Source organism: Breznakia sp. PFB1-19 (assembly GCF_029893935.1).
GTDB lineage: Bacteria > Bacillota_I > Bacilli_A > Erysipelotrichales > Erysipelotrichaceae > Breznakia > Breznakia blatticola.
Map to the genome: position 1 here is coordinate 32,266 of NZ_JARXXJ010000011.1, position 18,053 is coordinate 50,318.

The window sequence follows — 18,053 nt, forward strand, 5'->3', positions numbered from 1 at the left end:
TAGATTCATAAGGAGAGGTGATAATTATGCATGAAGCAAATGTAATGCGTATGCGATTTTCAGACTATTATGCACATATATTACAAGAAGCAAAACGTCGAGAACATACGAAACAAGAAGTGGATACCATCATCATGTGGTTAACTGGATATGATGAAAAAATGTTAAATCAAATGAGAGAAAGTCATATTGACATGGACCATTTTATTCAAGATGCACCAGCAATTCATCCAAATGCGAGTATGATTCAAGGTGTCATTGGAAATCAAAAAGTTGAAGATATGGAAGAATCTACACTAAAAACAGTTAGGCAACTGGAAATCATGTTGAATGAATTGAATAAACATGAACCGCTTTCAGTTATCTTACGATCCTAAGGGAAAAGGAGAAGAACATAAATTGTTTTTCTCTTTTTTGAATCGTTAAATCATTGCCGAAATCTTGAATTAGATGTATTATTATATATGGGTATCATTACTCAGATTATTACAACAAGAAAAGAGGAGAAACATATGGATGTAACTACAATCCTCTTGTCTGGTGTTATCGGTTTAATTATTGGAATTGCCATTATGGCAATCGCTGGTAAAATGGGGCTTACAAAAAGTGAGCAACAAGCCAAATTGACAATACAAGAAGCTGAGTCAAAAGCGGAATCAACAATCAAACAAGCTGTGCTTGAGGGGAAAACGCAGGCTCATGAATTGAAACTTAATGCAGAAAAAGAAATTAAAGCTCAAGAATCTAAATTATTAGAAAAAGAAAACAGTTTAATTCGTAAAGAAGACAGTCTCAATTTTAGGGATGAGGCTTTAGTGAGCAAAGAAGTACAATTAGAAAAGAAAAATACGCAATTAAGTGAGAGAATGTCAGCATTAGACAAGAAAGAAGCAGAATTAGAAAAACAAATCGACTCACAAGTCGAAGAGTTAGAGAGAATTGCAGCAATGACAAGTCAACAAGCAAAAGATGAGTTATTCTCAATTATCGAAAAACGTATGGATAATGAAGTATTATCTTACATTAAAGAACGTGAGGATGAAGCAAAGAGTACAGCTGATGAAAAAGCTCGTAATATCATCGCATTGTCGGTACAACGTTTATCGCAAGAAGAAGCAGCTGACCGTATGGTAAGCGTAGTAAACTTACCTTCTGAGGAAATGAAGGGACGTATTATCGGACGTGAAGGACGTAATATTAAAGCAATTGAACAAGCTACAGGAGTAGATTTAAATATTGATGATACACCTGAAGTAATTACACTTTCTTGTTTTGATCCAATTCGTCGTGAAGTTGCTAGACAAGCACTTGAAAGTTTAATTAAAGATGGACGTATTCAACCAGGACGTATTGAAGAAGTCGTACGCAAAGTACGTAAAGACATGGATCAAAGTATTCTTAAAGCAGGAGAAGATGCAATTTTCCGTTTAGGAATTGGAAAAATGGATAAAGATATGATTCGTCTTATCGGAAAACTGAAATATCGTTATTCATATGGACAAAATGCATTACAACATTCCATGGAAGTTGCTGAACTTACAGGAATGATGGCTGCTGAACTTGGATTAAATCAAGTTCTTGCAAAACGTGCAGGTTTGTTGCATGATTTAGGAAAAGCAATCGACTATGAAGTAGATGGTTCACATGTAGAACTTGGATATAAGTTTGCTAAAAAACATGGAGAAGATGAAGTTGTATTAAATGCAATTCAATCACACCATGGAGATGCAGAACCAAAATACTTAATTAGTAACCTTGTATATGCTGCAGATACACTAAGTGCAGCACGTCCAGGGGCACGTAAAGAACAAATGCAAAACTACATCAAACGCTTGGAAGACTTAGAACGCATTTCAAAATCATTTGATGGTGTAGAAAGTACGTATGCAATTCAAGCAGGACGTGAAATTCGTGTATTTGTGGCTCCAGATCAAATTGATGATTTGAAAGCTGTAAAATTAGCACGTGAATTAAAAGATAAGATTGAAGCTGAACTTACATATCCAGGACAAATTAAAGTTACTGTTATCCGCGAAACAAGAGCTAACGAAATCGCAAAATAATGAGAATTTTATTTGTTGGTGATATTGTCGGATCGGTCGGTCGAAACATGGTAATCAACAATGTAGCTCGTCTTAAGGACGAGCTACAATTAGATTTAGTGGTTGCCAATGGGGAAAATAGTGCACATGGTAAAGGGATTACGCGTAAGATTTACCACGCTTTGCTTAATGCAGGGGTGGATGTAATCACTATGGGAAATCACACTTACTCCAAAGATCCAATCTTTCAATTTATTGATGAGGCAGAACAATTAGTTGTGCCAATGAACTTAAATCCAGATGATCGCGGACAACACTACAAAGTCGTTGAAGTCAATGGGTATAAAGTTTGTATCTGTAATGTGATGGGTGAAGTATTTATGATTGAAGTGAATTCTTCGCCATTTGATTGTATGAAAGAAATGCTTCGTAATGTAGAAGCGGATTTCTATTTTTGCGACTTTCATGCAGAAGCAACAAGTGAGAAACTTGCCTTTGCTTATTATTTCAAAGATGAAATACATGCCGTCGTAGGTACGCATACACACGTACAAACCGCAGATAACCGCATTATTGGTAAATGTGCATACATCAGCGATGCTGGGATGTGTGGAGCATACGAAAGCATTATTGGGCGTGATGTAACAGAAGTATTAACACGCTTTACAACAGATGAAAAAACACGCTTTACTGTGGCGGAAGGTGAAGGAATGTTAAATGCAGTTGTTATCGAATTTGATGAGGCACAAAAGTGTGCAACTTCAATCAAACGATTGCAGATTCTTCCTGAAAAAGGAGAAATCTATTCTGAGTAACAGTTATAATTGACTAACTTCATAGTTAGGTGATAACATGGGAATGTCATAAAGGAGGACTTTACATGCCAGTAAAAATTAATTTAGATACTTGTATTGGATGTGGTGCTTGTGTTGGATCTTGTCCAGTTGAATCACTTTCAATGAATGACGATGGAAAAGCAGTATGTGATGAAGCAACTTGCATCGACTGTGGTGCTTGCATTGGTACATGCCCTACTGAAGCAATTACTCAATAATTAATAAAGTCAAAAATAGTGGATTCCTATGGAGTCTGCTTTTTTTGTGTTTTCTAGTTGGTATTTTCACAAGGCAAGTGTTGGCAAATGAGTTAGATGTGTTATAATGCTAACGATATGAAAAAGAACGACTATAAATTACCAAACTTGAAAGATGCGCAAAAGCGCACCAAACAACAAGTGAAAATTGAAAAAGAATTGTTTGAAGTACCAGTAGAAGTGAAAAACCTTGGTGTGGATCGCAAATTTTACTTGCGTACTTATGGATGTCAAGCTAATGAACGTGATGGAGAAACCATTGCGGGAATTCTTGAACAACTACACTTTACACAAGTGGATACGCCAGAAGAAGCTGATTTTATCTTATTGAATACATGTGCAGTTCGAAAAAATGCAGAAGATAAAGTATTAGGAGAGTTAGGATCTTTAAAACGTTTGAAACAAACCAACCCAGATTTAATTATGGGGATGTGTGGATGCATGGCGCAAGAAGAAGAAATTGTGGATATTATCTTAAAGAAATACCCACATGTGGATTTGGTGTTTGGAACACATAACATTCACCGTTTACCAAAATTGTTATATCAAGCCATGATGAATAAAGAACGTACAATTGAAGTATTCTCGCAAGAAGGTGAAGTAATTGAAAACTTACCTGTGAAACGCTTTGGGACACACAAGGCATGGGTGAATATTATGTATGGATGTGATAAATTCTGTACGTATTGTATTGTACCTTACACACGCGGTAAAGAAAGAAGCCGTACAATGGAAGATGTACTTGGTGAAATCCAAACATTGATTGATGAGGGCTTTAAAGAAGTTACACTCCTAGGTCAAAATGTAAATTCTTATGGAAAAGATTTGGGTATTGATAGTGGATTTGCATGCTTATTAGAAGAAGTTGCAAAAACGGGTATCCAACGCATACGATTTACAACAAGTCATCCATGGGACTTTAGTGATGCAATGATTGATGTTATTGCTGCATACGATAACATCATGCCATTTATTCATTTACCAGTACAATCTGGTGATAGTGATATGCTAAAAATCATGGGACGTCGATACACGATTGAAGAGTATCGTACATTGTTTGATAAATTAGCAAGTAAGATCAAAAATGTCGCTTTCTCAACGGACATTATCGTAGGTTTTCCAAATGAAACAGAAGCGCAGTTCCAACGTACATTGGATATTGTAGAATACTGTCAATTTGATAATGCCTTTACGTTTATCTATTCACCTCGTGAAGGGACACCGGCTGCTAAGATGCAAGATAATGTACCAATGGAAGTCAAACAAGATCGTTTGAATCGATTGATGGAAAGAACAAACCATTATGCGCGTTTGAAAAATGAAGCATGGGAAGGCAAAACTTGTAAGGTGCTTGTTGATGGTCCAAGTAAAAAGAATAAAGATGTATATTCAGGATACACGGAACAACAAAAACTAGTGAATTTTACAACAGATCAAAAGATCAAAGCAGGAGATATTGTAGATGTAGAAATTACAGATGCAAAAACCTGGTCATTAAATGGAAAGCAAGTCTAAAATGGACTTGTTTTCTTTTGCCTTTGTGGACAATGAATTAGAAAAAGGATAGAATATATACATGAGTAAGATGGATTATAAAGTTGGCTTTATCGGCTGCGGAAATATGGGTTCTGCAATTTTAAAAGGAATGCTTCATGCAAGCCTTTTTGATGCAAACAACATTTACGTATATGCAGCAGATGAAACACAACACGAGAAGGTAAAAAATGAATTTGGAATACGTATTGCAAAAGACAATAAGGAAATTATGGAGCTTTGTGATTTTGTAATACTGGCAGTAAAACCAATTCATTTTCCAAGTGTTATTGAAGAAATTAAAGATGTGTATACATCAGATAAAGTCATTGTCAGTATTGCAGCTGGTATGATGATTGATAAGATTCGTAAGTTATTTGAACAAGATGTAAAGGTTGTACGAATTATGCCAAATACACCTGCATTAGTAAATGAAGGCGCAAGTGGCATTTGTGCAAGTGATAACATCAGCGTTCAAGAAAACCAAGTCGTAACATCAATTTTTTCAGCATTGGGTGTAACTGTCCAAACACCTGAAGAAAAGATGCACGGTGTAGTTGCTGTGAGTGGTTCAAGTCCTGCCTATGTATTTATGTTTATTGATGCACTGATTCAAGGTGGAATGAAACAAGGATTATGTTATGAAGATGCGCGATTACTTGCAAGTCAAAGCGTATTTGGAGCAGCAAAGTTGGTTCAAGAAAGTGAAAACTCTTTGGATCAATTGGTTAAAAACGTATGTAGTCCAGGAGGAACAACGATAGAAGCAGTTCATGTCCTGGAAGATAAACAGCTAAAAGACATCGTAATGGAAGCGATGGAGGCATGTGCAAATAAGTCTAGAAAGATGAGTGAGTAAGTATGTTACAAACACAGAACTTAAAACATAACGGTGATGAGCGGACCAAAAAATTCGTTAAGAATATTGCATTTATCATTGTAGGATGTTTTATCTCTTCTTGTGGGATTTCATTTTTCTTAACTCCAGTGCATATATATTCCAGTGGGATTTTAGGAGTTGCACAAATTGTGCGTACCCTTTTGGCAGACGTTGGTATTGTGTTTCCCTTTGAAATTAGTGGGATTATCAACTTCTGTTTCAATATTCCATTATTTATTTTAGCGTACACAAAAATATCAAAACGATTCTTCTCGTTGACCGTACTATGTATTGCTATGCAGACAACTTTTTTATCAATTATTCCTGTGCCCTCTGCACCTGTCGTTCATGATGCACTAGCATCTTGTTTAGCCGGTGGGTTTATTGCAGGATGTGGAACTGGAATAATGCTTCGAGCTCATGGTTCAAGCGGTGGACTTGATATTGTTGGGGTCTATCTATCCCAACGAAATCCAAACTTTAGTGTGGGGAAGTTATCATTGATGGTAAATACTTGTTTATTTATCGTTTGTGCGATCTTGTTTAATATCGATACAGCGATTTACTCAATGATTTACTTGGTGGTATCAACCTTTGTGATTGACAAGGTTCACTATCAAAACATCAATATGACAGCGATGATTTTTACAAGGAATAAAGACATTGTTGATTTTATTACGCATGAATTACATCGTGGTGTAACCTACTGGCAAGGGGTTGGTGGTTACACAGAAAAAGAAACTTATGTACTTATGACAGCAGTGAGTAAAGATGAAGTGCATTTCTTAAAACATCAAATTAAGAAAATTGATCGTCATGCCTTTATCATATTCTCTGAAGGATTAAGTGTCAGTGGGAATTTCTTGAAACATCTATAAGAGGGAAACTAATGAAAAAATTATTAAACGTATTACTTGTCTTCGTTATGGCATTTACACTTGTTGCATGTTCTTCTGATGAAGAAGTAAGTACAACTGGACTGTCAAATGATAACGAAAACAAAGAATTTACAGAATATGTGGATTCATTGATTGATGAAGTCTTTGATGAAACAGACTATAGCTTGAATTACTTTTTATCAGATAAAGAAAAATTTGGATATAGTGATGATGTTCTATATGAGCAAAGCATTCCTACTTTTGAAGACTTTAAAGCATCACAAGAACATGGTGATGCAGTATATGAAAAAATCAAGGGTTTCAAGCGAGATGACTTGAGTGAACAACAACAATTGACATATGATGTACTGTTAGATGCATATGAACCAGTAAAAGATATTCCACTGGAAGATTTATACTACCTTACTACCAATGATTTGGACTATAACCATGGAGCACCAGGTAATATTCCGTTCAACTTCTATTTCTATACATTCCGTAATGAACAAGATGTGAAATCCTATTTAAATCTATTAGAAACAACGGAATCCTATTTTGGGCAACTTATCGCTTTCGAGCAAGTTCGACAAGATAAAGGTTTTGGAATGCAACCAATGCATATTGCCAAAACAAAAGAAGTCGTTGAAACATATGTGAGTGGAGATCATTCATTCCTTATTGATTCATTTAAAACAAGAATCGATGAAGTTGATGGCATTTCTAAAAAAGATAAAGCAGCATACATTAAGAAAAATGAAGAGTTAGTAAATGGAACTTTACAAACAGCTTATACAAATTTAGCAACTGGACTTGATAACTTACAAGTCAAAGCAGTGGATGAAGGTATGTCTCAATATGCAAACGGAAAAGAACTGTTTGCAAAACAAATTAAAGATACAACAGGTATGGATATTGAAGAATATCGTACATATGTGAATGATATGGCTACACACTACTTAAATGAAGCACAAGAAAACTATTCGAACATTAGCTTTGGTAGTAGTGTTTACACAAAATTGAAAGATCCAAATGAAGTATTAGAAGACTTAAGCAAAAAAACAAAAGATGATTTTCCTGCAGTAAGAGATTTAGAGTATGAAATGGAAATCGTACCGGAATCAATGCGTAAAATTTTAGGAAATACTGCAGCTGCATACTTTGTTAGTCCAATTGATGAAGTACATACAAAAGAAAGAATGATCTTAAATGGAGACTTTACTGGAGAAGATTTTTCAACGATTGCCCATGAAGGATACCCAGGGCATATGTACCAAAAACAATACTACAAAGAACAAGAACAACCATTGATTCGTTCGCTTTTAGATTACAGTGGATATACTGAAGGTTGGGCAAATTATGTGCAATTCTTTACAACGAAATATGCACTTAAACCAGAAGCCGCAAAAGCAAATGATTTAGCAGAAAGATGGCAATATTGTTTAATCTTACAAGCGGATTTAGAGATCAATTATGATGGAAAAACAAAGGAAGAAATGATGGATTCTCTTGAGATCTTTGGAGACATTGATGAAATCTATTCAACGCTTGCAGTTTCACCTGGAATTTTCGCAGAATATTATGTAGGTGGTCAAAAATTCATCGATTTATATGAAAAATATGATGATGTTGATGCTAAAAAATTCCATGAAGCGATCCTAAAAATAGGTCCAGCACCATTCTCGGTTGTTGAAGAATACGTGGAGAAAGCCCTTAAATAGGGCTTTTTTTAATGCTCGAAAGATAAAAATTATAAAATATACATTTCTCAAGCGTATGGTGCGACAAGGGGTAAATGTATCGTTTACAATAAATGTGTAAAAAAATTGCTTATCCTACTTGAAATATGGGAATTGTGTGGTATAGTAAGAGTGTAAAGAGTGGTATATACCAAGAAAGGGGAACAAAAAATGACTAATATTTTACTAGTTTGTACAGCAGGAATGTCGACAAGTGCTCTTGTGAAAAAAATGCAAGAAGCGGCAACTGAAATGGGTGTGGAAACAAACATCTGGGCAGTTGGGGATGCTGATAGTGAAGATGCAATTAAGCAAGCTGATGTAATTTGCTTGGGACCTCAAGTTCGTTATTTAGAAGCAAAAATGAAAGAACGTGTAAATAACGAAAAACCAGTAATGGTTATCGACATGGCAGCTTATGGAACAATGAATGGTAAAAAAGTTCTTGAAAGCGCTTTAGCTTTAGTTAAGTAGTTTTATTAGGGTAAGTAAATCGGTAGGAAAAGTGAAGATCGATTTATTACATAGTATTGATTCATTTAAAAGGAGAGGAACATGAAAGGTTTTACAAACTGGATGGAGCAACATTTTGTTCCAGTCGCGGCGAAAATTGGTTCGCAAAAACACTTAGTTGCAATTCGTGATGCGTTTATCGCAATTATGCCAATCACAATGGCGGGAGCATTTGCAACATTATTAAATGTATTCTTTAAAGATTTACCAAACGAATGGTGGGGAGCAGGAAATAGTTTCGTTTCAAACTCATTCGTATCTGGAATTATCGGAGTTAACGGTAACGTTTGGTGGGGAACATTAGCAATCTTATCAATGGTATTCGTATTTGCTCTTGGTTACCAACTTGCAAAAGTTTACAAAGTTCCAGCGTTAGCTGGTGGGGTAGTTGCTTTTGCAGCATTCATTACAGTTACACCACAATCTGCAACTGCAGCAATTGACTTAGGGGAAGCAGTATTAGGTGCTGATGCACTAGAAATTTTCAAAACAGCTGGATTAACACTTGGTACAGCAGATGCTGGAGGAACTGTTATTTCTGGAATTGGAGCTTGGGGAAATCTTAACTGGGCGTACCTAAACGCTGGTGGATTATTTACAGCATTAATCGTTGGATTAGTAACTGGAGTTATTTACTGTAAATTAATGTTAGCTAAAATTACAATTAAATTACCTGATTCAGTGCCACCTGCAGTATCAAAAGCGTTCGCATCAATTATTCCTGGAGTAATCGCGATTTACATTGCTGGTATTGCGGCTTACTTAGTAAGTTTATGGACTGGTTCGTCAATTGGAGATATTATTTTCGAAAACGTACAAGCACCATTCTTAGCATTATCACAAGGATTTGGAGCTGTAATTATTGTAGTAATCGCAGTGCAATTATTCTGGTTCTTTGGAATCCACGGAACAAACGTACTTGCACCAGTACTAGATGGTGTATATTTAACTGCAACCACTGAAAACAATGCTGCACACACTGCTGGAAAAGCAATGGAATACATGTGGACTCGTGGATCATTTGATGCATATGTTTGGATGGGTGGAGCTGGATGTTCAATTGCCTTAATTATTGCAATCTTCATCTTCTCAAAACGTCAAGAATCAAAAACAATTGCAGCACTATCTGCACCAATGGGATTATTCAACATTAACGAGCCAATCGTATTTGGTATGCCAATCGTGCTTAACCCAATTTACTTCATCCCTTGGATGTTAGTACCAATTGTACTTACAATCGTTGCATATGCAGCTACAGCAGCTCAAATTGTTCCACCTGTGTATGTACCAGTACCTTGGATTATGCCTCCAGTAGTTTATGCAATTCTTGCAACTGGTGGAAATATTTTAGCGGGTGTATTAGCACTTGTTAACCTTGTAATCGGAGTTGTTATTTGGGGAATCTTCGTTCTTATCGGTAACAAAGTTGATTTAGCTGATACAGAAGCTGAATAGGACTTAACATTTTAAGGAGGATATTCAATCCTCCTTTTGCACTAATTATAGGAGGTTAGTTATGGAAGGATTAGAATTAGTATGTTTTCAAATCATTTCAAATGTTGGGGGAGCTAGAAGTTGCTTCATTGAAGCAATCCAACATGCGAAAGCTGGGGAATATGAGAAAGCACAAGAATCGATCACTGAAGGAGAGAAATTCTTCACAGAAGGACATCACGCACACGCAAAATTGATTCAGCAAGAAGCTAATGGGGAATTGGAAAAAGTAACATTATTGTTACTTCATGCAGAAGATCAATTAATGAGTGCTGAAGCATTCAAGATTTTAGCAAACGAGTTTATTGACGTATACAAAAGATTAGATAAGTAGTAAGGAGTAAAAGATGATTAAAATTTCGTGTCCGATGAAACAAGATTTCATTATTGAAACGGTTGAAGGAATTGATAAATATAAATATACTTTTGAAAAAAAAGAAGGTATTAACTTATTTTTCGCTGTTGATGCCCAAGATATGGATGATGCAATAGCAACAATGAAAGCAGCAATTAAAGCAACAGAGATTGGTTCCGTTTTATACTTTTCAGTTTCAGTTGCATAGTATATAATGATAGAAGTTAGGTGGTAAACATGAAGAAAGAAAATGCATTAGTACTTTTAGGATTAGGTTGTTTGTTAATTTGCTTTTATCCGCTGATGGGAAATAGTATACCAATGTTAGTTAGTGGACTTGTCATCGCAGGGTATGGTGCCTTTCAATTGTTTAAAAACAGAAAGAAGGATAAATAATGGAAGCAACTAGATTGATGCGCGGTAAAAAGGAAACGTGTTATAAACTTTTTATGGAGTCGATATTAGCAGATATCAATGCAAACAGCGAAGATGGTAAACAATATATAGAAAGTGATTTACATTCTGGATTTACTTACTACAAGCAATTGAAAACAAAGATGGGACAAGAAGGACGTGTTAAGGTAGAATTGACTGAACTTGTACCAAATGAAGTATATGTTGCTAAATTCTTTAGTGCACAAGGTGTTAATACAGTTTCGTATCATCTTGAAGATGAAGATGATGATCTTTTTGCTCTTACCTATGAAGAAGATTTTATTTCTGATAAAACAAGCAAAAACTTGAATTTTAGTTTAATGAATAAATTATTCTCTCGTTCAAGTAAAAAAAAGATGGATCTTATGTTTAACCAACTTCAAACATTACTAGATAGTAAAGAATAGTGGTTAACGCTATTCTTTTTTTAAGAAGAAAGGGAAGAAAAAGATGGCTCGATTAGGAATATCTGTATATCCAGAACATGCACCTTTAGAAAAAAATAAAGCATATATTAAAGATGCAGCAGAATGTGGATTTACAAGAATCTTCACTTGTCTATTAAGTGTTGAAGGAAGAACAAAGCAAGAAATATTAGAAGAATTTAGAGAAATGATCGATTATGCACATACATTCAACATGGAAGTAATTTTAGATGTTGCACCATTTGTGTTTGAAAAATTAGGTGCTAGTTATGATGATCTATCATTTTTTAAAGAAATGCATGCTGATGGAATTCGTTTAGATGAAGGATTTGGTGGGCAAAAAGAAAGCCTTATGACGTACAATAAAGAAGGCTTAAAAATCGAAATTAATGCAAGTTTTGGAAATGGATATATTGATAATATTATTTCTCATTACCCAGACAAAGATAAAATGATTACTTGTCACAATTTTTATCCACAAAGATACACAGGTTTAAGTGAAAAACATTTCAATTTATGCAATAATATGATTAAGAAACACGGCTTAAAAATTGCAGCCTTCGTTTCTAGTCAAGCAAAGGGAACGTTTGGGCCTTGGCCAGTGAATGAAGGATTGTGTACACTTGAATCACATCGTGATTTACCAATTGATGTACAAATGCGTCACTTGGTAGCGACAGGTATGATTGATGATGTGATTATCGGAAACCAATTTGCTACACGTGAAGAATTAGAGACTTGTGCGAAAATTCAACCAGGTTTATTGACGTTTAAAATTGATTACGAAAAAGAATTGCATCCAACAGAACGCAAAGTAATTTTTGAACATGAACATTATGTTCGTGGAGATATGAGTGAGTACATGGCACGTTCAACGTTTCCACGTGTAACGTATGCGAGTGAAAGTGTACCACCAGAAAACACAAGGGACTTACGTCGCGGGGATGTAATCGTTGTTAATGACAACTACTCACGTTACAAAGGTGAGTTACACATTGTATTAAAAGATATGCCAAATGATGGACGTAAGAATGTTATCGGACGAATTCCTGATAATGAAATGATGTTACTTGATTACATCGAACCTTGGAGACCATTTGGTTTTATGGAATAGCATTTTTGCATGAAGGGGGGAGAACGCATGGATGTTCCTGTTTATAAGAAAATCCAACAGGAAATGCTGGAAATGATAAAAGATTTACCACCCAATTCACCAATTCCAAGTGAGCGTGATCTCACGAAACGTTTTGATGCAAGTCGAATGACGGTGCGCAAAGCAGTTTCAGCATTGGTTGATGAGGGGTATCTATATCGTGACAGTAATCGGGGAACGTTTGTTGCTGATAGCACCCTTCATAAAAAGAATACATTGATTAACACAGAAGATATAGATAGTCTTACATATAAGATGATTTATTTCGATGTGAAAGCGAGTTCAGGTGATGATGTACAAGAAGCTTTACGAATAAGTGATGATGAACCAGTGGTTCGAATGATTCGCTTAGTAAGTAAAAATGAACTACCACAATGTATTGAAGAAATATATATTCGTCGTTTAAATTTAAGTGATGAAGAATTACGAAATCTTCCAAATTGGAAAGATTTCAATCGCTTGTATAGTGAAGGAAGTTTAACTTCACGTTTTAAGCCGGTGATGGTACCACCACAATATGCACATATGTTAGCGGTTCGAGTTAATGAACCTATCATCCTTGTCGAAAACATTGTGAATCGTATTAGCGGGGAACCAGTCATCTTTATGAAGGTGTACAACAACCCGGCAGAAAAAGTCATTGAAATCGTAACATAGTCTAAAGACCGCTCTATAATGGCGGTTTTTTTGTATATAATAGGAATTTTGAGTAATTTTGTGAATAGAGTATTGAAAGGAGTTTTCTATGAAATATTTACATATCATATATCAAGTAAGTAGTTGGCTAGCCATTGGATTAGGATTACTTGTAACATTTAAAATTCTTCCACTTGATTTTACAAGTGTGATTTTCTTTTTCACATTTATTATGTTTGTTTCTTTGATATTGATGCGAAAACAAGATCATCATGATTCGTAAAAAGAAGTATGCCTGTGTATTGCAACGTGATGACTATGATTGTGGTGTTGCAACATTAGCAAGTGTATTGCAACATTATGGATATACCTATAGTTATGAAGCATTACGTGAACAGTTAGGCGTTCAACTTCAAGGAACAAGAGTTCATGATTTGGTAGATGTTTTGCACTCTTATGGATTTTTAGCACAAGCAGTTCGTACGAGTGTATCAGATTTACATAATGATATGATCTATCCTATTATTTTACAGGTTAGTAATTCACAAGGGCAGTGGCACTATATTTTACTTTATAAAATCACAAGAAAAGAAGAATACATTATTGCTGATCCAATTGCTGGTGTAAAAAAGATATCCAAGGAAGAATTGGAGTCTATCTTTGGTGGGATTGTCATTGTATTAGTAAAAGAACATGATGTAAAACTAGCAAGTGTGAAAAGTCAGTCGATGTTTGGTTTGTTTGCGAATTTGATGTTGCCATATAAGAAACTAATTTTACAAGTTATCTTTATGTCCATCTTGTTGACTGTGTTTGGCATTGTATCATCCCTTTGTTCAAAAATTGTGATGGATGAATTAATCCCTTACAACAAAGGACAATTGTTAGTTGTATATTTGGTATTCTTCTCGTTTGTCTTGTTGCTACAAAACACATTATCAGCAGCAAGAGAACATGTCTTACTTTTCTTTTCAAGAAAGATTGATATTCCTTTATTACTAGGTTATTTCAAACACGTTCTGTATCTATCATTTAGTTATTTTAAAAATCGTAAAGTGGGGGATATCCTAACGCGATTTCAAGATGCGATTACGATAAAGGAAGTGTTTTCAAATGTAGCGATTTCCTTATTGATGGATTGTGTCTTAGCAATTTGTTCATCGGTGATTTTATTTACGATGAATCGCACGTTATTTTCTATTTTGTTTGTGATTGTATTATTGAATATAGTCTTAATCTATGTTTTTAAGAAACCATATAAGGCGATTAATATAAAGCAGATGGAAGCCAATTCGCAAATGAATGCAACATTAATTGAAACCTTGCAAAATATGGATACAGTGAAAGCGCAAAACAATGAAAAACAACGTTTACTTGCAATAGAAAAAGCTTTTATTAAAACACTGACCATTAACTATAAAGAAGGGAAATTATCTATTCTACAATCTTTTTTATCCAATAGTATAAATGGACTCGCAAACTATATTTTTCTAGGTGTGGGTGCATACTACATCATGCAACAGAAAATGAGTATTGGTGATTTGTTGGTGTTTCAAACCCTATCACAATATTTTATGGAACCGATACAAAGTTTAGTTTCCTTGCAGCTACGCTTTCAAGAAGTTGGAATTTCCATTGATCGGCTTCGAGAATTAATGGAACTTGATAGTGAGGAAATGCAAGATGTAGCAATTACACAGTTTACATTAGATGCACCAATTGTATTTCATGATGTAAGTTTTGCATATGGAAAACAAGATTACCTTTTTAAACAATTACGATTTACGATTCAGCCTGGTCAAGTTGTTGGGCTTGTTGGTGAAAGTGGTGGTGGGAAGACTTCACTTGTTCGCTTATTACTTCGCTATTATGAGGTCGAACATGGATCGATTACTATTGGTGATTATGATATTAAAGATTTGTGTATGCATGAACTGCGTAAGAAAATTGCATATGTACCACAAGAAGTACAGTTATTCTCTGGGACGATATTAGATAATTTAAAACTTGCTAAACCAGATGCATCATATGAAGAGATTGTTCGAGTATGTAAACAAGTAGGAATACACGAATGGATTGATGGATTGGAAAAGCGGTATTTAAGTATGATACAAGAAGGTTCAAGTAATATTTCTGGAGGACAGAAACAGAGAATTGGAATTGCTCGCGCCTTACTTAAACAACCAGATATTTTTATCTTTGATGAAGTAACGAGTAATTTGGATAGTAAAAGTGAAGCAATGATTACTGATATTATATTTAATCAACTTGAAGGTTACACAAGAATACTCATTGCACATCGTCTATCTACCATTCAGTCGTGTGATGTAATTCATGTACTTAACCAAGGAAAAATACTGGAAAGTGGTAGCCATGAGGAATTATATACACGAAAAGGATTATATTATCGTATGTTAGAAAAAACATAAGAAAGGAATTTATGAAACATATTAAAATTAGTGAACATGCATCATTACAATTACAACAATTAATTACTGAACCGATTCATCAAATACAAGTGTATGAATTTGAACGATATCTGCAACAATTCATCAATCGTATCCAACTTCAACAAATCGATGTCCATGGGCCATTAATTCATAAATTGTGTGGAAGTACATTTACAGATGAAGGGGATTTGTTATTGGATTATACACTGATGATGCAAACCAATACTTTGCATGATCATGCATTTTCAACCATTCAACAAATTACGCTTGAAGATTGTTTATGTGTAGAGTTTTGTGATCATCCTAGATTCTTTGATCTATCGCATCAAAAGTTAAGTGTGTATTTGTATGAACATGAATATGCCAGTACAGGTGAACTATATACTTTGTTTTATGAAAATAGTGAAGAGCGAATTCATGCAGTGATGTATGTTCCTTTAGAAGGAATAACACATGAAACTATACAACGTACATGATTTGAAGTTTACACGCTTTTTCTTTGATCGCAAACCGCCAAAGTATATATGGATTACTTTGCTTGTGACTGTATTGTTTGTAAGTCTTATTGCTTGGGGTTCATGTTTTCTTTTGAAACCCTATGTTGTCTATGGACAAGGCAGTGTAGTCGCAAAAGATAGTCATTATGTAACTAGTAATGTACAAGGTGCTGTTATCTCAATAGAAACAAGTGAAGGTGAATATGTAGAAAATGGCGATATCTTATTTGTTGTTAGTGATGGGAAAAATGGTAGTGAAGTAGAAGCTCTACTCGAACAATACAATCAAGCGAAAGAAAAACTATCCATTATGGATTTATATGAAAGTTCATTGCGTGAAAAGGTTAATCATTTGCAAAATCATGGATTGCAACAAGAATATTATGGAAAAGTCGAATACTATTTACTACAGGTAAAGGAAGAACAAATCTCACGAAAACGAGTAGAAGAAAGTTTATATCAAAAAAATCAAAAGCTTTCTCAAGAACAAAAGACTCTTGCAAGCATCAGTGATCCTATGGAAAAGGAGGGTAAACAAAGTAGTGTAGAAGCTTTACAAGACGAAGTAAAACAACTCCAACAAGAACTACAAAACATTCCACAAAGTGATAAATTATTTTATCAATTTATCAGTGAGTTAGGTACACAAAGAACCCAAGTAGAAACCCAAAAACAAGAGTTAGAAGGAAATCATTTACTAGCATCAACAAATGAATCAACCTATGTCATTCGTGCAACTAATGAAGGATATGTACACTATTTAAATCCTATGTATGAAGGAGTAAGCATTCAAGCAAATGGAGTAGTAGCAAGTATTAGTAAAGATGAACCAAATCGTTGGGTAGTGGAAACGTATGTCGATGCAAATGATATAGCAAAGATCAAACTTGGTGATCCAGTGTTCATCCAGTTACATGGTTTAAATGAACACCTTTATCCAAATATACCTGGTATGGTAGTGAGTATTGATCAAGGCACGTTACAACAAGAGACAAGTAATGGACAAGTTCTTGTATATCGGATGATTGTTATGATGGACTATGCAAAAGTCAAAGACACAAAGAGTTTTAAACAATTAAAAAAATCGATGCCGGTAACTTGTAAAATTGTATATGAAGAAGAAAGCTATTTAGACTATGTATTATCCTTACTTAACTTTACATCATAGAATTGAAAGAATCTTAGGATTCTTTTTTTTCGAGGTGAATATAATGATGAGCACCTTGCTTAGAAAGGAGGAACTATGGAACTTGTATTACCAAAACACTATGTTGCAGTAGATAACAAATTGGAACATTTTGCACAAGGGTATTGGACGCATACTGGACATGCGCAATGGACGTACACAATGACAAAGACCGATTGTAAAAACATCTCTTGGTGGTTGAGTGTTGGCTCAACGGTCTCAAGTGCGATTGCATATTTTTGTGCGGCTGCTGCACCGTATGCTAGTGCAATATCAACTGTACTAGGTGGAGCTGCTAAAGTATTTAAATCAGGTGCGAACGGAAATGGAATTCGTGTGTATTTCCACACAATGGCTTGGGGAAGGACCCCTCGATGGGCAAGTTATCTATAAGCTGGAAACCAGAGAAATCTGGTTTTTCTTATTTATGAAAATATTTACATGAAAGAAAATGAAAATACTGTTGACACAATGAAACATACATCATATAATGATTCTAACAATAAACGATGATAAGAAATAGTAACGTATCTAAAAAGCGTAGAGACTTCTTGGTTGGTGAAAAAGAAGATTGGCAGATTCGTGAACACGTCTTGGAGTTATGAAGGTGAAATAAGTAGTCTTCATCGGTGTCCCTGCAACCGTTATCTTGCTAGAGTATGATAGTACTCGAAGAGGTTGGTGCTGTGAAGTATCAATAAAAAAAGGTGGAACCACGTAAGTTAAACTTTCGTCCTTTGGATGGAA

At 35.0% G+C, this 18,053-nt stretch carries 21 protein-coding genes and 1 other annotated feature; all 21 genes read left to right on the plus strand.

Going from position 1 to position 18,053, the window contains the following annotated elements:
* Positions 1 to 26: 26 nt before the first annotated feature.
* The 21 genes from M2098_RS06760 (at position 27) to M2098_RS06860 (ending at position 17,699) form a co-directional block, all read left to right on the plus strand.
* Entirely contained in the window at positions 27 to 377 is a 351-nt protein-coding gene (locus M2098_RS06760; RefSeq protein ID WP_280683002.1) for a DUF2200 family protein, read from the plus strand.
* 135 nt (positions 378 to 512) lie between these two features.
* Positions 513 to 2,063 carry a ribonuclease Y gene (gene rny / locus M2098_RS06765; RefSeq protein ID WP_134168588.1) on the plus strand — a complete coding sequence of 517 codons (1,551 nt, stop codon included), beginning with the start codon at positions 513 to 515 and terminating at the stop codon, positions 2,061 to 2,063.
* Entirely contained in the window at positions 2,063 to 2,857 is a 795-nt protein-coding gene (locus M2098_RS06770) for a TIGR00282 family metallophosphoesterase (protein ID WP_280683007.1), read from the plus strand. Before rny ends, M2098_RS06770 begins: the two co-directional genes overlap by 1 nt.
* A 65-nt stretch (positions 2,858 to 2,922) precedes the next feature.
* Positions 2,923 to 3,096, plus strand: coding sequence for a 4Fe-4S binding protein (locus M2098_RS06775; protein WP_134168592.1), 174 nt, complete (start codon positions 2,923 to 2,925; stop codon positions 3,094 to 3,096).
* A gap of 117 nt (positions 3,097 to 3,213) precedes the next feature.
* Positions 3,214 to 4,650, plus strand: a complete 1,437-nt coding sequence (miaB, locus tag M2098_RS06780; RefSeq protein WP_280683010.1) for a tRNA (N6-isopentenyl adenosine(37)-C2)-methylthiotransferase MiaB — start codon at positions 3,214 to 3,216, stop codon at positions 4,648 to 4,650.
* 61 nt (positions 4,651 to 4,711) lie between these two features.
* Positions 4,712 to 5,527 (plus strand): pyrroline-5-carboxylate reductase, encoded by an 816-nt coding sequence (proC, locus tag M2098_RS06785; RefSeq protein WP_280683012.1) that lies wholly within the window; start codon positions 4,712 to 4,714, stop codon positions 5,525 to 5,527.
* A gap of 2 nt (positions 5,528 to 5,529) precedes the next feature.
* Entirely contained in the window at positions 5,530 to 6,426 is an 897-nt protein-coding gene (locus tag M2098_RS06790; RefSeq protein WP_280683014.1) for a YitT family protein, read from the plus strand.
* Positions 6,427 to 6,437: 11 nt separating this feature from the next.
* Entirely contained in the window at positions 6,438 to 8,144 is a 1,707-nt protein-coding gene (locus M2098_RS06795; protein WP_280683016.1) for a DUF885 family protein, read from the plus strand.
* Between the two features lie 189 nt (positions 8,145 to 8,333).
* Positions 8,334 to 8,636 carry a PTS sugar transporter subunit IIB gene (locus M2098_RS06800; RefSeq protein WP_134168601.1) on the plus strand — a complete coding sequence of 101 codons (303 nt, stop codon included), beginning with the start codon at positions 8,334 to 8,336 and terminating at the stop codon, positions 8,634 to 8,636.
* Positions 8,637 to 8,717: 81 nt separating this feature from the next.
* The gene (locus M2098_RS06805) at positions 8,718 to 10,130 is read left to right on the plus strand and encodes a PTS transporter subunit EIIC (protein WP_280683018.1); all 1,413 of its coding nucleotides are present in this window, start codon (positions 8,718 to 8,720) and stop codon (positions 10,128 to 10,130) included.
* Positions 10,131 to 10,191: 61 nt separating this feature from the next.
* Complete coding sequence (locus tag M2098_RS06810; RefSeq protein WP_134168605.1) at positions 10,192 to 10,503, plus strand: PTS lactose/cellobiose transporter subunit IIA; 312 nt, start codon at positions 10,192 to 10,194, stop codon at positions 10,501 to 10,503.
* 13 nt (positions 10,504 to 10,516) lie between these two features.
* A complete protein-coding gene (locus M2098_RS06815) occupies positions 10,517 to 10,732 on the plus strand; it encodes a hypothetical protein (RefSeq protein WP_280683020.1) in 216 nt (71 codons plus the stop codon).
* A gap of 29 nt (positions 10,733 to 10,761) precedes the next feature.
* On the plus strand, positions 10,762 to 10,920 hold the full coding sequence (locus M2098_RS06820; RefSeq protein ID WP_280683022.1) for a hypothetical protein: 159 nt from the start codon (positions 10,762 to 10,764) through the stop codon (positions 10,918 to 10,920).
* Complete coding sequence (locus tag M2098_RS06825; RefSeq protein WP_280683024.1) at positions 10,920 to 11,366, plus strand: DUF3284 domain-containing protein; 447 nt, start codon at positions 10,920 to 10,922, stop codon at positions 11,364 to 11,366. Before M2098_RS06820 ends, M2098_RS06825 begins: the two co-directional genes overlap by 1 nt.
* 43 nt (positions 11,367 to 11,409) lie before the next feature.
* Complete coding sequence (locus M2098_RS06830; RefSeq protein WP_134168611.1) at positions 11,410 to 12,498, plus strand: MupG family TIM beta-alpha barrel fold protein; 1,089 nt, start codon at positions 11,410 to 11,412, stop codon at positions 12,496 to 12,498.
* A gap of 27 nt (positions 12,499 to 12,525) precedes the next feature.
* Positions 12,526 to 13,194 (plus strand): GntR family transcriptional regulator, encoded by a 669-nt coding sequence (locus M2098_RS06835; protein ID WP_280683027.1) that lies wholly within the window; start codon positions 12,526 to 12,528, stop codon positions 13,192 to 13,194.
* An 88-nt stretch (positions 13,195 to 13,282) separates the two neighbouring features.
* A complete protein-coding gene (locus tag M2098_RS06840) occupies positions 13,283 to 13,456 on the plus strand; it encodes a hypothetical protein (RefSeq protein WP_166667535.1) in 174 nt (57 codons plus the stop codon).
* On the plus strand, positions 13,446 to 15,602 hold the full coding sequence (locus tag M2098_RS06845; RefSeq protein ID WP_280683029.1) for a peptidase domain-containing ABC transporter: 2,157 nt from the start codon (positions 13,446 to 13,448) through the stop codon (positions 15,600 to 15,602). Before M2098_RS06840 ends, M2098_RS06845 begins: the two co-directional genes overlap by 11 nt.
* A gap of 11 nt (positions 15,603 to 15,613) precedes the next feature.
* A complete protein-coding gene (locus M2098_RS06850) occupies positions 15,614 to 16,099 on the plus strand; it encodes a hypothetical protein (protein ID WP_280683030.1) in 486 nt (161 codons plus the stop codon).
* Entirely contained in the window at positions 16,077 to 17,288 is a 1,212-nt protein-coding gene (locus tag M2098_RS06855; RefSeq protein ID WP_280683032.1) for an HlyD family efflux transporter periplasmic adaptor subunit, read from the plus strand. Before M2098_RS06850 ends, M2098_RS06855 begins: the two co-directional genes overlap by 23 nt.
* A gap of 75 nt (positions 17,289 to 17,363) precedes the next feature.
* Positions 17,364 to 17,699: a hypothetical protein gene (locus tag M2098_RS06860; RefSeq protein WP_280683034.1), complete on the plus strand. Its 336-nt coding sequence runs from the start codon at positions 17,364 to 17,366 to the stop codon at positions 17,697 to 17,699.
* A gap of 107 nt (positions 17,700 to 17,806) precedes the next feature.
* Positions 17,807 to 18,047: a binding site (T-box leader), on the plus strand.
* Positions 18,048 to 18,053 lie beyond the last annotated feature (6 nt).

What these genes read in the sequence shown, in the direction of transcription:
- M2098_RS06845 (WP_280683029.1), top strand. Translation starts at nt 13,446, where the DNA reads ATGATTCGTAAAAAGAAGTATGCCTGTGTATTGCAACGTGATGACTAT.
- M2098_RS06770 (WP_280683007.1), top strand. Translation starts at nt 2,063, where the DNA reads ATGAGAATTTTATTTGTTGGTGATATTGTCGGATCGGTCGGTCGAAAC.
- M2098_RS06800 (WP_134168601.1), top strand. Translation starts at nt 8,334, where the DNA reads ATGACTAATATTTTACTAGTTTGTACAGCAGGAATGTCGACAAGTGCT.
- M2098_RS06775 (WP_134168592.1), top strand. Translation starts at nt 2,923, where the DNA reads ATGCCAGTAAAAATTAATTTAGATACTTGTATTGGATGTGGTGCTTGT.
- M2098_RS06850 (WP_280683030.1), top strand. Translation starts at nt 15,614, where the DNA reads ATGAAACATATTAAAATTAGTGAACATGCATCATTACAATTACAACAA.
- M2098_RS06825 (WP_280683024.1), top strand. Translation starts at nt 10,920, where the DNA reads ATGGAAGCAACTAGATTGATGCGCGGTAAAAAGGAAACGTGTTATAAA.
- proC (WP_280683012.1), top strand. Translation starts at nt 4,712, where the DNA reads ATGAGTAAGATGGATTATAAAGTTGGCTTTATCGGCTGCGGAAATATG.
- rny (WP_134168588.1), top strand. Translation starts at nt 513, where the DNA reads ATGGATGTAACTACAATCCTCTTGTCTGGTGTTATCGGTTTAATTATT.
- M2098_RS06840 (WP_166667535.1), top strand. Translation starts at nt 13,283, where the DNA reads ATGAAATATTTACATATCATATATCAAGTAAGTAGTTGGCTAGCCATT.
- M2098_RS06760 (WP_280683002.1), top strand. Translation starts at nt 27, where the DNA reads ATGCATGAAGCAAATGTAATGCGTATGCGATTTTCAGACTATTATGCA.
- M2098_RS06815 (WP_280683020.1), top strand. Translation starts at nt 10,517, where the DNA reads ATGATTAAAATTTCGTGTCCGATGAAACAAGATTTCATTATTGAAACG.
- M2098_RS06810 (WP_134168605.1), top strand. Translation starts at nt 10,192, where the DNA reads ATGGAAGGATTAGAATTAGTATGTTTTCAAATCATTTCAAATGTTGGG.
- M2098_RS06855 (WP_280683032.1), top strand. Translation starts at nt 16,077, where the DNA reads ATGAAACTATACAACGTACATGATTTGAAGTTTACACGCTTTTTCTTT.
- miaB (WP_280683010.1), top strand. Translation starts at nt 3,214, where the DNA reads ATGAAAAAGAACGACTATAAATTACCAAACTTGAAAGATGCGCAAAAG.
- M2098_RS06795 (WP_280683016.1), top strand. Translation starts at nt 6,438, where the DNA reads ATGAAAAAATTATTAAACGTATTACTTGTCTTCGTTATGGCATTTACA.
- M2098_RS06790 (WP_280683014.1), top strand. Translation starts at nt 5,530, where the DNA reads ATGTTACAAACACAGAACTTAAAACATAACGGTGATGAGCGGACCAAA.
- M2098_RS06820 (WP_280683022.1), top strand. Translation starts at nt 10,762, where the DNA reads ATGAAGAAAGAAAATGCATTAGTACTTTTAGGATTAGGTTGTTTGTTA.
- M2098_RS06860 (WP_280683034.1), top strand. Translation starts at nt 17,364, where the DNA reads ATGGAACTTGTATTACCAAAACACTATGTTGCAGTAGATAACAAATTG.
- M2098_RS06805 (WP_280683018.1), top strand. Translation starts at nt 8,718, where the DNA reads ATGAAAGGTTTTACAAACTGGATGGAGCAACATTTTGTTCCAGTCGCG.
- M2098_RS06830 (WP_134168611.1), top strand. Translation starts at nt 11,410, where the DNA reads ATGGCTCGATTAGGAATATCTGTATATCCAGAACATGCACCTTTAGAA.
- M2098_RS06835 (WP_280683027.1), top strand. Translation starts at nt 12,526, where the DNA reads ATGGATGTTCCTGTTTATAAGAAAATCCAACAGGAAATGCTGGAAATG.